This window comes from Seongchinamella unica (genome assembly GCF_004354085.1).
In the GTDB taxonomy this organism is placed as follows: Bacteria; Pseudomonadota; Gammaproteobacteria; order Pseudomonadales; family Halieaceae; genus Halioglobus; species Halioglobus unicus.
In genome coordinates this window covers 202,703-217,217 of the sequence record NZ_SMSE01000001.1, presented here as the reverse complement: position 1 = coordinate 217,217, position 14,515 = coordinate 202,703, and the positions used below count along the sequence as shown (strand labels likewise).

The window sequence follows — 14,515 nt, the reverse complement described above, 5'->3', positions numbered from 1 at the left end:
CTGCGCCTTCGGCGATTGAGTCTCGGCCAGGCGCCCCGGGCAGCGGTAGCACGGCTAGGAAGCTGCTAATGCTTCACGGGTGGTGTCGCGCATTACCCCGCCGTCAAAGCTGATGGTCTTTTCGGGCACGACCTCGATAATCACCCGGGCCTCGGTATCGAGGAAGGCAACGAAGGCCTCCGGGGTCGGTGCCGGGCTGTTGGCGTGGCGGGCGAAATCGGGGTAGAACCAGTCCCTGGTTTCCTGGTCCTTGTGGAGTATGGCATGGCCCTTGAAAGTGATGGACTGGCTCAAGTCGTCGTCGACTCCGGCACTGGATATGACCACTGAGCAGCGCGGGTCGCGGGCCAGCGCTTTCATTCGCGCCCTTTGTTCCGTTGCCGTGCACCAGATGCGGCCCTTGCGCCAGATGTAGCTCATGGTCACGCCCATGCCGTGACCTTCGCGGTTGGTCCAGATAAAGGTCAGTTCGTTCTGCGCCAGCAGCAGCTTCTCCATTTTCTCCGGGCTCAGCCCGTACAGGGTGACGTCGTCGTAATTTTTTATCTTATCCTTCATTATGTTTCGCTCCGGCATCTGTTGCGGATGCGGTTTAATCCCAATACTATAAACCGTACATCCTGACTGTTTTTCGATGGTATCACCCTGTTGATCGTTTGCAAGCGGCGGGGCAGTTTTGCCTTAGAGGACTGAATAACACGATCAACAGAGTGCAGGGAAAGATCGCCATCCTCACCGCTGGAGCGTCTGGCCGGGGGCTGGCGAGTTGCCGGCGACTGGCGCAAGAAGGCGCCGTACCCCGGCGGGACTGACAGGAGCGCGCTATGTCACAGGTCGACCCGGTAACCCGCAGTGAAATCGTCGATGTCTATAACGCCTATGCCGAGGGTATAGACAGCAAGAACTGGCCGCTGGTGCGCGCTTGTTTCGCCGATGAAATATACATTGATTACGGTGACACCGGTGCCGACACCGGTGGCGAAGGTGCGATGCGCAATGCCGAGGACTGGTTGCTCGCCTTGCAGAGTGTGATTGACGGCTTCGATCTCACCCGTCACAGCCTCAGCAACTTCCGCTTCTGCCGGACCGAACAGGGGGTGGAGTGCCGGGCTTACCTGGTGGCGGAGCATATTATTTTTACCGACCCGGGAAACAAAGTCGCCACCGACGCCGAGGTGGCGATCGTGGTTGGTGAATACACCAATGTGTTCGCCGGGGCGGACGCCGGCTGGAAAATCGTCAGCTCAAAGCTCGATACCCAGTACTGCAGGGGCAACATCGCGCTGTTTGCCGAAGCCGTTGAGAGAGCTGCGGCCACTCCCGCTGCCGGCTGAGCGGGTCCGCAGGACCCCGGCTCAGTACCCGAAGCGGAATCGATGCCGGCCCTGCACCTGCTCAACCTGGACGTCTCGCCCCACGGGTGACTGTGCAAGAACCTGCTGCAGGGTGTCTGGCTCGGTACTGTGGGCCAGGAAGCGCTCACCCCTGGCGGTTTCCCCCAGGATGATAGCGACATCATCGCGCTGGCGCTCGAAAATCTGGGTGTAGCTCAGCACGGTGCCCCTTGCAGGTGCCGTGCACAGCGGTACCGCTTCGATATCCTCCCGGCCGATAACGGTTGGTTCCAGCGTGGCGTAATCCAGGGGTCTGCGACGAAGCGCAGGGCTGTTGCTCGCCAGTACGAGGGCGGCATGTTTGGACAGCATACCGCCATTGGCGGTGACCAGTGCATGGCTTGTCGTTGCCCGCAGGCGCATGACCATCTCCGCCAGTGCGTGCAGGCTGTACTCGTTGCCCGGGCCGCCAAAGAATGGCAGTCCGCCGGTGACGGTCAATGGCCGGGGGTCGGTCGCGGCCATGCCCAGTGCATCCCGGGCGGCCTCGATCGCGCAGGGAAAGCAGCTGTAGATGTCGATGAGGTCCATGTCGGCCTGCCCCAGGCCCGCGCGCTCGAAGCAGGCCCTGAGCACCTTTTCCATCGCCACCGAGGTGCCCGGATTTTGTCGCTGGGGCAGGTACTGGTCCTCCCCGTCGGCATAGCCTAACTGCAGAATCCAGTTGTCAGCCGGTATGCCCAGTTCCCGTGCTTTGCCGGCGCTGGTCAGGACAACGGCAGCGGCCTGGTTGACGGCGTCCCGGGCCACCAGGAGCTTGTTGTAGGGCACGCAGATCGGGTAGTTCCCATTGGCTTCGCTGGCGAGGTCTGCCGCGCTGTAGCGGTTCTGGAAGTAAGCGTAGGGGTTGCTCCGGGCCACGTCGTTGAACGGTGCCAGCAGCTCGGCCATTTGCACCTTATGCACGGCAACGCTGTTCCCCCGCTGGTGGGCCCTCAGGTTCTCGATCAGTGCATACCAATGGGCGGGCAGGTACAAGCCACTGTTTAATTCCGCAGGCGAGACCATCTGCGTCACGGCGTCACGGCTGTCCAGGGGAGGGTCGAAATGTTCACTCCAGTCGGGCTCCAGGCCATTGCGCTGGGCATAGCGCTGGCTGGCCATGGCCTCCATGCCGGTCAGCAGGGCGCACTGCAATTCGCCCCTGGCGATTGCCCCAGAGAACTCGGCCAGCAATTGCAGTGGTTGTGTGCCCCCGGCGTCACTATAGATACGCTCACGGGGAGAGGCGCCGATTCGCCGCGCGATGGATTCCGGCGGGTTGTCGCTGCGGCCAAACGGGCAGGACCAGACCGGTGCCGAGTCAGAAAACAGCCGAATAGTGGCAATGGTCTCGATGTCAGCCGCAGAGAAGTGTCCGCCGGTGCTGGTAACGGCGTCTGCGGCGGCCCTGGCGGCGAGCTCCACCGGGGGCGTGAGTGCAAGTGCAGGTTCGCCGTTTGCCGGGAGCTGTTCCGTGTATTGTCCTGTGCCCACCAGAATGGGGGTGTTGTCCGCCAGCTGCAGGTTTGAATCACTGCTCAAGTTTTGTCTCCGTGTTTGTTGTTTGATGTCGATTGCAAAGCTGGCCTAGAATGTCATAATTGAAAAAAGCAGTACATCCTGTATTTTTAGGAATTTACCATGGCTGATCTCAAACTGGGCCTTGCCCAGGGTTACTGGGGCGCTGCCCCGCATCCCAATTTTGTGGCAATTGCCCAGGAGGCAGAGCGGCTCGGCTTTGACTCCGTCTGGTCCGCCGAGGCCTGGGGCAATGATGCCTTCACCCCGCTGGCCTGGATAGGCGCCCAGACCGAAAAGATAAAGCTCGGCACCGCGGTGGTTCAGCTCTCGGGGCGCACGCCCACCTCCTGTGCCATGCATGCCCTGACCCTGGACCTGTTGTCCAATGGCCGCTTCATGTTGGGACTCGGGGTATCCGGCCCCCAGGTCGTGGAAGGCTGGTACGGCAGGCCATTTCCCAAGCCCCTGGCCCGAACCCGGGAGTATATTGACATCATTCGCCAGGTGTTTGCGCGCGAGGCGCCGGTCACCAATGATGGCCCCCATTACCCGCTGCCCTACAGCGGTGATGATGCGGCCGGGCTGGGCAAACCGTTGAAGCCCATCGTGCACCCGCTGCGCAATCGTATCCCGATTTATCTCGGGGCCGAGGGTCCGAAGAACATCGCCCTGGCGGCAGAAATTGCCGACGGATGGCTGCCACTGTTTTATAACCCCTATGACGAGAGCGTCTATGCGGAGTCGCTAAGAGAGGCCCCGGCAGACTTCGATATTGCCCAGATGGTGAGCGTTAGCATCACTGATGACATCGAGGCGGGACTCCTGGCATTCAAGTATTTCCTCAGTTTTTATATCGGCGGCATGGGCGCCAAGACCACCAATTTCCACAAAAACCTGTTTATTAGAATGGGCTACGAGGCAGAGGCGGAAAAGATCCAGCAACTGTTCATGGAAGACAAGCGGGACGAGGCCGCCCGGGTGATTCCCGATGAACTGGCCGATGCCATGTCGCTGGTGGGGCCGGCGGACCGTATTCGCGATCGGCTGCAGGCCTGGCAGGATTCACGGGTAACCACGCTGCTGGTGACCGCCCATGACGTGGCCAGCCTGCGAGCCATTGCCGAGCTCTGGTAGTTATCGCGTGGACTGCTGGAATTTTGCCGAGGCGGTTTATCGACTGGGGGAGGGGCCCACGGCGACACGTCCGGCCCTGGTGCACGATGGCGCCAGTATCGATTACCGGGAGTTGCGCCGGCGCTCCCTGGGTATTGCCAGCTACCTGGGCGATCTCGGTCTGGAAGCCGGTGCCCACGTGGGTCATTACCTGCGTAATTCCAACGCCTACCTGGAGACCTTTGTCGGTGCCGGTCTTGCCGGCCTCAGCCATGTCAATGTGAACTACCGCTACCAGGACGAAGAGCTGGTGGACCTGTGCAACGGCCTGGACATCGAGGTGCTGGTCTATGATGCGCCGTTTGCCGACCGGGTGGCAAGGATAAAGCCGCGTCTGACCGGGACGCGACATTTTGTCTGTGTGGACGGCGGGAGCGAAGACGTGGAGCTGGCCGCACTCTATGGTCATGCCGGCGCAGGTTTTACCCCCACAACCCGCGGCGATGACCTGGTGTTGATAGCAACCGGAGGAACCACCGGCCTGCCCAAGGGTGTGCTGTGGCGCCATGAGGACATCTGGCGCAAGCAGAATGTGTCCACCGGGGTGGCCATGGCTCCGCTGGCAATTGCCGAGCATCCCGCCTCGCTGGCCGAGCACGTGGCGAATGTTGCCCGCCTGCCGCAGGCGGCCCCGTTTCTGTGCCTGAGTCCGCTGATGCATGGCGCCGGCTTCCTGATGGCGATCATGCTGCTGGCCCAGGGGGTGCCGGTGGTTACCCTGTCGGGAGAGCGCTTTGACCCGCAGCGCACGGTCGAAGCCATTGCCGCGCAGGGTATCGGCATGCTGGTGCTGGTGGGCGACGCCTTTGCCCTGCCGCTGCTGGAGGTGCTGGACAGGCGACCTGAGGAGGCGCTATTGGCATCGCTGAAAGTGTTGGTGTCCTCCGGCGCCTCGCTCAGTAATGCCTGTCGCGACGGTTTACTGAAGCACCAGCCGGAATTGGTGGTGATTGATTCGCTGGGTTCATCCGAGACCTCGGGGTACGCCGTATGCACGCCTGAATCCGGGGTATTCCAGCCCCAGGGGACCACCCGGGTGCTGGACGATGAATTACAGGAGGTGGAACCGGGATCTGACACGATCGGCATGGTCTATGCCGGCGGTCACCTGCCACAGGGTTATTACAATGCCCCGGAAAAAACCGCGGAAACCTTTATCACCCTTGACGGCCAGCGCCTGGTGCGCACGGGCGACCGCTGCACCGTGCGGGGCGATGGCATGTTGCAGCTACTGGGCCGCGACAGCACAGTGGTGAATAGCGGTGGCGAGAAAGTCTACACGGTGGAAGTAGAGCGGGTGTTGCTGGAACACCCGGCGGTCGATGACGTGGTGGTCGTGGGTCTACCCCATCCCCGTTTCGGCAAACAGGTGACGGCTATTGTCCAGACGGCGCCACAGGCGGGCCTGGATGTCGAGGCACTGCAGGCCCATGCCAGGGAGAGGTTGGCGGACTACAAGGTGCCGCGCAAGATCTACGGGATTGACGTGCTCTGCCGTGCTGCCAATGGCAAGCCCGATTACCCCCGGGTGATGGCCTACGCGGAATCCCGCTTCCTGGCGGAAGGCTAGGCGAGGCTGGTCCAGTTTCCGGCCGTGCCCCTTGACCAGGGCCTGTTCAACATGCCGGGAATCCAGCAGGGTATGCATGGGGTAGAATCGGGGACGCGGTGCTGGCGAGCCCTCACGACGTTCGCCTTCGCCGCGTTCACCAGACCCTGGACAAGTGAATTAATGGCGGGTCGTGGCGCTTGCGCATTCGCGCACACACAGACAAGGGTGAAAGTATGAACGGAACTGATCCAAGTCCCTCGGAGCTGGCCGAGTTTCGCGCCGAGGTTGCGGCCTGGTTGGAACAGCACAAACCGGCGGATCCCGGGTTTCTGTTACCGCAGACCTTTATGGAAGTGGGCAGTGACCAGCAACTGGAATTTCTCCGGGAATGGCAGCACAAGCTGTGGAGCGCCGGCTATCTTGGCGTGCACTGGCCGTCGGAATACGGCGGTCGTGGCATGCATGCCGCTTTCCAGCACGAGGTCGATCGTGAGTTGCGGCGGCAGCGCACCCCTATCACCTTTAACGTTATCGGCCTCGGCTGGGCCGGACCGCTTATCCTGGATATCGGCACGGACCAACAGAAGGCCCTTTACATCAAGGGAATTCTAAGCGCCGAGGACATCTGGTGCCAGGGCTTCTCCGAACCCGATCACGGGTCGGACCTCGGCAACGCCCAGACCCGCGCCGTACGGGACGGTGACGACTACGTGATCAACGGCAGCAAGATCTGGACAACCATGGGTAACTACGCCCGCTACATGATCCTGCTGGCGCGCACCGATCCCTCTGCCGAGCGTAAATACGACGGCCTGTCGTTTTTCCTGTCGCCGATGGAGGCGCGGGGTATCGAGACCCGGCCTATCCAGAAGATCACCGGCGAGTATGGGTTTACCGAAACTTTTTTCACCGATGCCCGTATCCCTGCCAGCTGCCTGATCGGTGGCGAAGGTAACGGCTGGCGGGTTGCCATGCAAACCCTGCAGTACGAGCGGGGTGCCGCAGCGGGCGCCGCCGGTGGCCTGCCCCAGGTCAGGATCAGTGTCAGTGACCTGATCGACGACATCCGCCACCTCAGGCGCGACGGTCAGCCCTTGCTGGAAGATCCGGTGGTGCGCGATCGGCTGGTGGAACTGATCATGGAGGAGAAAGCGCTGGGCCTGGCCGATCGCCGCACCGGCCTGCCCGGGCTCAACACGGACTACCCCCTGTCGCTACCCCTGTCCTTCAAACTGCGGGCCAGTGAGTATCAGCGGCGTATGCGCCAGTACGGCCTCGAGTTGCAGGGGGGGCTGGGCAGCCTGTATGTGGGTGACGAGCAGGCCGTTGCCGGAGGGTTCTGGCAGCGCGCCTACTTTAATAATTTCGCCACCACCATCGGTGGCGGTACCTCGCAGATACAGGCAAACATTATTGGTGAGCAGGTACTGGGCCTGCCCAAGAGCTGAGGACATGATGCCGATGAATAATATGCAGATGGTGTTCGGCGACGAGCAGGGCATGTTACTGGATTCAGCGCGAGCGTTTTGCCGTGATCGCTCCACCATGCCGGCGGTGCGCGCATTGCTGCCCTCAGCGCAGGGCTTTGACCCGCAGGTCTGGCAGCAAATGGCAGCACTGGGTTGGCTGGGGGTCGCGGTAGCAGAGGACTTCGGTGGCTCCGGGCTGGGCATCAGCAGTGCGGTGCCGCTGGTCGAATGTATGGGTAAGCACCTGTTGACCACGCCGTTCATCGATACCACGCTGGTCGCCAGGGTGTTGCAGCAGGCGGCGGGTTCCGACCTGAGCCAGCGTTACCTGCCGGACATTGTCGGCGGCCAGATTGCAAGCCTGGCCTTGCTGGAGTCGGAAGACTGGGGCGACCCTGCTATTGGGGTCACCGCAACGCCGGCAAAAAGCGGATTGCAGCTGAGCGGGGCGAAGACCCAGGTTGCCTATGCGGAGGTCGCCGAACTTTTTTTGGTTTCGGTGATGTACCAGGGAGTAGCGCGCCTGCTGGTCGTGCCGACTGCAGCGGTGCCGTCAGCGGCCGTTAGCCGCCAAACCTGTATTGATGAAACCCGGCGCTGTGCCCGCGTCGACTTTTCTGGGGTGTCGGTTGGCATGGAAAACTTGCTGCCGGGGGATGCCGACAGCACCTTGCGTGAAGTCATGCTGCTCGGCGCCCTGCTGTACGCGGCGGAAGCCGCCGGCAGCGCCGCCGCCTGTATGGACCTTACCGCCGAATACCTGAAAACACGGCACCAGTTTGGTCGCCCTATCGGCTCCTACCAGGCGCTCAAGCACCCCATGGTGGAGGTGCTGGTGGCAATGGAAAACGCGCGTTCCTTCGTCTATCACGCCGCCAGTCTGGTGAATGAGGCAACCCCGGACCGGGACGCCGAGTCCGCCTGTCGCATGGCCAAGGCCCAGGCGAGTGAGGCGCTGAAGTTTGCCGGCGACAGGGCGGTACAGTTTCACGGCGGTATGGGCTTTACCTATGAGTGCGACGCGCAGTTGTATATTCGCCGCGCCCAGTGGTCGCAGCAGGTGTTCGGTGACGCCTACCATCACCGCAAGCGGCTGGCCTCGCTGTTGCTGGACTCCTGACGGTGCCGGCACAGAGCAGGCAGGGTCCCGCTGTGGGGCCGGTTGGCCGCAGTCGGCAGCGGGTGCTATATTGCCCCACTGATCGCAATACCGGGTTTGCTGATATCGGTGCAGGACGCTGCCGATAGCAGGACCGGAGTCATGTTTTCTACTGGAGAGTGCTATGAGAGTTTACGACAAGTTTTACATCAACGGTGAGTGGGTAGACCCGGTGACACCGAAATCCCTGGACGTGATTAACCCCGCTACCGAGGACGTGTGTGCCACTATTTCCATCGGCTCCGCCGCGGATGTCGACAAGGCCGCGAAGGCGGCAAGAGCGGCATTTGCCAGCTATGGTCGCAGTTCACGGGAAGAGCGCATCGCCATTCTCGCGGCGATCGTTGAGGCTTACCAGAACCGCTTCAATGACATGGCCGATGCCATCTCCGAGGAGATGGGCGCGCCGACCAAACTGGCGGTAGAAGCCCAGGCGGCCAGCGGCCTGGGTCACCTGGCCACTGCCCTGGAAATCCTGCAAAGCTACGAGTTTGAGGAAATGGCCGGTAACAGTCGCATCATCAAGGAGCCGATTGGGGTCTGCGGCCTGATCACGCCCTGGAACTGGCCGGTCAACCAGATCAGTTGCAAGGTTGCCCCGGCGCTGGCCGTGGGCTGCACCGTGGTGCTCAAGCCCTCCGAGGTAGCTCCCCTGTCCGGATACCTGTTTACCGAGATCATCGACCAGGCCGGTGTTCCCGCGGGCGTGTTCAATATGGTTAACGGCGATGGCCCGGGTGTGGGTACGGCGATATCCTCCCACCCGGACATCGATATGGTCTCCTTCACCGGCTCCACCCGGGCCGGTTCCCTGGTTGCCCAGAACGCTGCACCCAGTATCAAGCGTGTGACCCAGGAACTGGGTGGCAAGTCACCCAATATCATCCTCGAAGATGTGGATCTCGAAGCCGCGGTGACCCGTGGCGTCATGCACATGTACAACAACACCGGCCAGTCATGTAACGCTCCCTCACGCATGCTGGTGCCCCGGGCCATGCTGGAGCAGGCCGAGGCCATTGCCGCTGCGGTCACTGAGTCAGTGGTGGTCGGTGACCCCAAAGCGGAGGGGACCACCATGGGGCCAGTGGTGAGCGAGGTGCAGTTCAACAAGATTCAGGGCCTGATCCAGGCAGGTATCGATGAAGGCGCCAAGCTGGTTTGCGGCGGCGTGGGTCGCCCTGAGGGCATCGAAAAGGGTTACTTCGTCAAGCCGACCGTGTTCAGCGAGGTCAATAACGACATGGCCATCGCCCGCGAGGAAATCTTTGGCCCGGTACTGGTCATGATGCCCTACGACAGCATTGAGGAAGCCATCGCCATCGCCAACGACACACCGTACGGCCTGGCGGGCTATGTGCAGGGCAATAACAACGAGGAAGTGATGGCCGTGGCCAGCCAGATCCGGGCCGGCAACATCAACATTAACGGCGCATCTGGCGACCTGCACACACCCTTCGGCGGTTACAAGCAGTCCGGCAACGGGCGCGAATGGGGTGCCCACGGCTTTACCGACTATCTTGAAGTGAAGGCGCTGTCCGGCGCTGCCTGACGGCCTGGAATCGCATCGGGAAGCCGCGACGCGGCGGGTGCAGCAGCCCGCTGCCTCGCGGCTTTTTTGTGAGCCTGCGGCCATAGCCGCAAGCACCCGGGGGGTTAGCAGGCTTTCAGGGTGCCGCTTCAGTAACCTTGCAAGGGGACCAGCAGATGAGGAAATGGTTGATCGGGCTTTTACTGGCAGTTTCGCTGGTGCTCGTGGGTGTGTATCTCAGTACCGACAGGGAGGTGCGCAGCCTGCTGGCCAATTTGCCCACAGACAGGAATGTATTGTTCTGGTCGGTGCCCCAGCGCGACGCCGCATTCAGGACGATGGACCGGCTTCCGGTGCTGGCCAGGGCCCGGGTGGTGGCAGCGGGTAACGAAGTAAGGCCACTGGTAGCGGGGGCCCCGCTGGCGCTGGCGATGGATGTTGAGCAATACATGCTGGAGCAGCGCACGGCAGGTTTGGTCATTGTCCAGGGCGGCAAGCTGCGCCTGGAAAAATACGGTCTTGATTTCGATGCTGCGGGTCGCTGGACCAGCTTCTCGGTGGCCAAGTCATTTACCTCAACCCTGGTGGGAGCCGCGATAAGGGACGGGCATATCGACAGCGTTGAGGACAGGGTGTCTGAGTACATTCCTGACCTGCGCGGCTCGGCCTACGACGAGGTCTCTATCCGCCAGTTGCTGACCATGACCTCCGGTGTGGCCTGGGACGAGGACTACGAAGACAGGAACAGCGACGTGGCGCGTTTCAACGAGCACCAGGCAGAGCCGGGTCTGGATGTGACGGTCAGCTATATGCGGGCGCTGCCGCGGGAACTGCCCGCCGGTGACAAGTGGGTCTACAAGACGGGGGAAACCAACCTGATCGGAGTGTTGGTCAGCTCTGCCACCGGCAAACAGCTGGCGGACTATCTCGCGGAAAAAATCTGGCGCCCCTATGGTATGGAACAGGACGCTACCTGGCTGCTCGGGTCGACCGGGCATGAGATCAGCGGTTGTTGCCTGCAGGCGGCTACTCGCGATTTTGCCCGCTTCGGCCTGTTTATGCTCGGCGGGGCGAAAATTGCTGGCGACGACGTACTACCGGAGGGCTGGCTGGGTGCAGCCACCCGCAAGCAGGCGGACATCGGCATTCCTGGCCGGGGCTACGGTTACCAGTGGTGGACCTATGACGATGGCAGCTACGCGGCCCAGGGAATTTTCGGCCAGGGAATATTCATCGATCCTTCACGGGACCTGGTGATTGCCTCCAACAGCAACTGGCCGCGGGCGCGGGGTGTTGATGGCCAGAGTGAGCAGCGCCAGGCGTTCTACCGCGCCGTGCAGGCGGCGGTAGACCGGGAATCCAGTTAGGGAAGGGGCTGCGGCAAGTTCACGCCAGCAGCGATTACTCGGTCAGCAGTGCTGCCCGCAGCGCCCTGGCCTGATCCTGGATAATACGCTGGTTCTCTGGCCCCATACGCAGCAACTGCTTGGCAATGGGTGACAGGTTTTCCAGCGCCTCATCGGCATAGGTGTAGGTGGTTACGCGCTGTTCCAGCGCCGGCGGCTCATCCAGTACGGGAGCGGCAATGACCTGATCGAGGGCGCGAATCAGGCTGTTGTCCATATCCTGTTGCTGGTAACCCAGGTTGCCGTAGGCCTGTTCCAGCAGCGGCCGGAACTGGTGGAAGGCCGCGGCCAGGGTGTCCGGGTCCAGTGCGCCAATGGCCTCAGCGTAGCCGTCGTAGCGCGCGTAGGTCGCCGGGTCGATCACCGTTTTGCCGCCCTCCTGGCGTACTGCAAAGTTTCCTTCGGGCCGGGGAATCGGCAATACCTTGTTCAGCACCGAACCCTTGCCGGCGGCATCGATAAACGCGGTGCCGCGCTCAAGCAGGTCATCCTGGCGCAGGGCCTGGGCGAATACGCTGTCTGCGAGCGCCGGGGCCAGTGTCTCCCTCACCAGCGGATCACTTTCTTCCAGTTTGAGTTCCGGCTCAGCGATGACCAGGTCATTGGGATCGTTGGGATCCGTGACAACCGTCACCGGTTCCGGGATGTCTGGCGCCGGCGCCGCTTCTGGTTGCAGCGGCGGGGATTCCGCAGGCACCGGTGTGACTAACTCGGCAGGTGGCTCCTCCTGCTCGGGGCTACCGCCGCTGAAGTACCAGGCGATGCCGATAATGAGCGCCAGTACCGCGAGGGCAATAGGCAACCTGGGTAGCCCGGCTGAGCCGCGCTCCTCGACGTATCGATCTTCCGAATCAACCTGCATGACTAGTCCTCTTGTTGTGCAGCTGTCCTCACTGCTATGACTGTTTTGGTGGCAGCCAGTTCACCCTGCGGGGAAATCACTCAGTTGTCCACCGTGAAGTTGTCGGCATCCATGTAGGCCGGAAACTTTTCCCGGTATTCCTGCAACCTCGAGCCCGACAGGGTCACCGTGCGGGCCTCGCTTCCTGTCTCGAGGTCAGCCAGCAACTGGCCGTCTGCGCTCACTGCCAGACTGTCACCATTGTAGTCCAGTCCGTTGGCATCGCGGCCGACCCGGTTGACACCGACGACACAGGCCTGGTTTTCGATCGCCCTGGCAATCAATAGCTGGCGCCAGTGCATGGTTCTGGCCCCGGGCCAGTTGGCCACGTACAGGGCCAGGTCGTAGTCCTGCCGGTTGCGGCTGAATACCGGGAAGCGCAGGTCGTAGCAAACCTGCAGAAGCAGGCGCCAGCCGCGCCAGTTCACAATGACGCGCTTCTCGCCGCCGCGGTAGCGCTTGTGCTCTCCGGCCATGCGGAACAGGTGGCGCTTGTCATAGAACTGCACCTGCGCCGCTGACGCGAACAGCATGCGATTAAACACATCATCACCAACCCGCACGGCAATACTTCCGGTGACCGCGCAATCCAGTTCCGCCGCGAGCGCCTGCATCCACTGCTCCGTGGCGCCGCCTGGTTCTTCCGCATTGGCCAGGGCGTTCATGGAAAAGCCGGTGGTAAACATTTCCGGCAGCACCAGCAGGTCGGTTTTGCCGGCCAGTCCAGCCGCCAGTTGGGTGATCGCCCTGCGGTTTTCGGCCGGCACCTCCCACTGCAGTTCCCGCTGTACCAGGGTGACTCTCAAATCCCGCATAAAATCTCCGCCGCCTGTTCCAGGGTGGCATCGTTCTTGGCGAAACAAAATCTCAGGTAATGCAGCCCTGGGGGTGAGGGATAAAACACCGATATCGGGATGGACGCCACCCCCAGCTCCCGGGTCCACTGCTCGGCCAGTTGCTGGTCTGTCGCTGTACTGATGTCACTATAGTCCAGCAGCTGGAAATACGTGCCGGCACTGGGCCTCAACCTGAAGTTAGATCCGGCCAGGGCATCGCAGAACAGGTCCCGCTTGCGTTGGTAAAAGCCCGCGAGGCGGGCGGGATATTCCGGATAATCAGCCAGGAAGTCCGCCACCGCCTGCTGTACCGGTGTCACCGCAACAAAGGCCACGAACTGGTGGACCTTGCGCAGTTCCGCGCTGAGTGCCGGCGCGGCGACACAGTAGCCGGTTTTCCAGCCGGTGACACTGAAGGTTTTGCCGAAGGAAAAGTGGGCGAAACTCCGTTCCCGGAGACCCGGGTACTGAAGCACGCTGCGGTGGGGAAGGTCATCGTAGGTCAGGTGCTCGTAAACCTCATCGCTGCAGACCAGCAGGTCGTATTCGATGGCCAGTCTTTCCAGGGTGTGCATGTCATCCTCGCTGAGGACGGCCCCGGTGGGATTGTGGGGAGAGTTGATGATGATCATTCGGCTGCGCGGATTCAGCGTTGCCGCGACCGCATCCCAGTCGACGGCGAAGCTGTGAGCACGCAGGGCAATGCGCACGGCCTTGCCTCCCGCCATCTCGATGGCGGGTATATAGCTGTCGTAACTGGGGTCCATGACCAGGACCTCGTCCCCCGCCCGGACGGAGGCCATGATCGAACAGAAAATACCTTCGGTGGCGCCCGGCACCACGGTGATTTCAGTCTCCGGGTCGCAGGCGACACCGCGATGCAGTTGAAGCTGCAGCGCCAGCTGTTCGCGCAGGGCTGGAAGCCCGCTCATCGGCGCGTACTGGTTGTGGCCGTCCATGACCGCCCTGGCCAGTGCCTCGCGGAGTTCCTCCGGCGCCTCGAAGTCAGGATATCCCTGGGACAGGTTGATCGCCCCGCACTCGGCGGCAAGGGCCGACATGCGGGTAAAGATCGTGGTGCCTATGCCAGGCAGTTTGCTGTCTATGGTCGGGCTCAAAGCTGGGTGTCCAGGGGCAGCTCGGTGGTGTTCTTGATTTCCGTCACTGCCATGTGGGAGTGGAGTTCACGGATTGAGGGGCTGGCGGTGAGGGTATTGCGCACGAATTCCTCATAATGGCGAATGTCCCGGGTCACGATTTTCAGCATGTAGTCCCAGATCCCGGTCATGGTGTAGCACTCGATGACCTCCGGGTGCTCAATGATATCACGCTCGAATTCAATCAGGTTCTGGCGGCCGGTGGAGGTCAGGTTAATGGTGGCAAATACCACCACATCCATGCCCAGCGCGGTGCGATCCAGTAATGCCACCCGGCGCTTGATCAGGCCGTCCTGCTCCAGTCGATTGATGCGCCGCCAGCAGGGGGACTGGGAAATATTGATGCGCTCGGCAATGGCGGCGGTGCTGGTGGTACTGTCCCGCTGGAGCATTTTGAGGATGTCGAGATCCTGTCTGGAGAGGGGTTCGGTCAAAAT

The 14,515-nt window shown here is 61.8% G+C and carries 13 protein-coding genes; 7 read left to right on the top strand and 6 right to left on the bottom strand.

Going from position 1 to position 14,515, the window contains the following annotated elements:
* Positions 1-54: 54 nt before the first annotated feature.
* Positions 55-558: a pyridoxamine 5'-phosphate oxidase family protein gene (locus E2F43_RS00970; protein ID WP_133209012.1), complete on the bottom strand. Its 504-nt coding sequence runs from the start codon at positions 556-558 to the stop codon at positions 55-57.
* Between the two features lie 266 nt (positions 559-824).
* On the opposite strand from E2F43_RS00970, the gene E2F43_RS00965 reads away from it, so the two are divergent.
* A complete protein-coding gene (locus E2F43_RS00965) occupies positions 825-1,334 on the top strand; it encodes a nuclear transport factor 2 family protein (RefSeq protein ID WP_133209011.1) in 510 nt (169 codons plus the stop codon).
* A 21-nt stretch (positions 1,335-1,355) separates the two neighbouring features.
* On the opposite strand, the gene E2F43_RS00960 is transcribed toward E2F43_RS00965, so the two are convergent.
* Positions 1,356-2,918: an acetyl-CoA acetyltransferase gene (locus E2F43_RS00960; RefSeq protein ID WP_133209010.1), complete on the bottom strand. Its 1,563-nt coding sequence runs from the start codon at positions 2,916-2,918 to the stop codon at positions 1,356-1,358.
* A gap of 99 nt (positions 2,919-3,017) precedes the next feature.
* On the opposite strand from E2F43_RS00960, the gene E2F43_RS00955 reads away from it, so the two are divergent.
* The 6 genes from E2F43_RS00955 to E2F43_RS00930 all read left to right on the top strand — a co-directional run bounded on the left by E2F43_RS00955 (position 3,018) and on the right by E2F43_RS00930 (position 11,145).
* Positions 3,018-4,031, top strand: a complete 1,014-nt coding sequence (locus E2F43_RS00955; RefSeq protein ID WP_133209009.1) for an LLM class F420-dependent oxidoreductase — start codon at positions 3,018-3,020, stop codon at positions 4,029-4,031.
* A 7-nt stretch (positions 4,032-4,038) separates the two neighbouring features.
* The gene (locus E2F43_RS00950; RefSeq protein ID WP_133209008.1) at positions 4,039-5,640 is read left to right on the top strand and encodes an AMP-binding protein; all 1,602 of its coding nucleotides are present in this window, start codon (positions 4,039-4,041) and stop codon (positions 5,638-5,640) included.
* A 215-nt stretch (positions 5,641-5,855) separates the two neighbouring features.
* Entirely contained in the window at positions 5,856-7,070 is a 1,215-nt protein-coding gene (locus E2F43_RS00945) for an acyl-CoA dehydrogenase family protein (protein ID WP_133209007.1), read from the top strand.
* A 13-nt stretch (positions 7,071-7,083) separates the two neighbouring features.
* On the top strand, positions 7,084-8,211 hold the full coding sequence (locus tag E2F43_RS00940) for an acyl-CoA dehydrogenase family protein (protein ID WP_238946679.1): 1,128 nt from the start codon (positions 7,084-7,086) through the stop codon (positions 8,209-8,211).
* Between the two features lie 163 nt (positions 8,212-8,374).
* The gene (locus E2F43_RS00935; RefSeq protein WP_133209005.1) at positions 8,375-9,799 is read left to right on the top strand and encodes an aldehyde dehydrogenase family protein; all 1,425 of its coding nucleotides are present in this window, start codon (positions 8,375-8,377) and stop codon (positions 9,797-9,799) included.
* A gap of 155 nt (positions 9,800-9,954) precedes the next feature.
* Positions 9,955-11,145 carry a serine hydrolase domain-containing protein gene (locus E2F43_RS00930; protein WP_133209004.1) on the top strand — a complete coding sequence of 397 codons (1,191 nt, stop codon included), beginning with the start codon at positions 9,955-9,957 and terminating at the stop codon, positions 11,143-11,145.
* 34 nt (positions 11,146-11,179) lie between these two features.
* Here the strand turns inward: E2F43_RS00930 and E2F43_RS00925 are convergent, their stop codons facing one another.
* The 4 genes from E2F43_RS00925 to E2F43_RS00910 all read right to left on the bottom strand — a co-directional run bounded on the left by E2F43_RS00925 (position 11,180) and on the right by E2F43_RS00910 (position 14,512).
* The gene (locus E2F43_RS00925) at positions 11,180-12,046 is read right to left on the bottom strand and encodes a DUF3014 domain-containing protein (protein WP_133209003.1); all 867 of its coding nucleotides are present in this window, start codon (positions 12,044-12,046) and stop codon (positions 11,180-11,182) included.
* 80 nt (positions 12,047-12,126) lie between these two features.
* The gene (locus tag E2F43_RS00920; protein ID WP_133209002.1) at positions 12,127-12,900 is read right to left on the bottom strand and encodes an amidohydrolase; all 774 of its coding nucleotides are present in this window, start codon (positions 12,898-12,900) and stop codon (positions 12,127-12,129) included.
* Complete coding sequence (locus tag E2F43_RS00915; protein WP_420820733.1) at positions 12,888-14,039, bottom strand: methionine aminotransferase; 1,152 nt, start codon at positions 14,037-14,039, stop codon at positions 12,888-12,890. The genes E2F43_RS00920 and E2F43_RS00915 overlap by 13 nt, the downstream gene beginning before the upstream one ends.
* Positions 14,036-14,512: an Lrp/AsnC family transcriptional regulator gene (locus E2F43_RS00910; protein ID WP_238946678.1), complete on the bottom strand. Its 477-nt coding sequence runs from the start codon at positions 14,510-14,512 to the stop codon at positions 14,036-14,038. The genes E2F43_RS00915 and E2F43_RS00910 overlap by 4 nt, the downstream gene beginning before the upstream one ends.
* Positions 14,513-14,515: the final 3 nt, after the last annotated feature.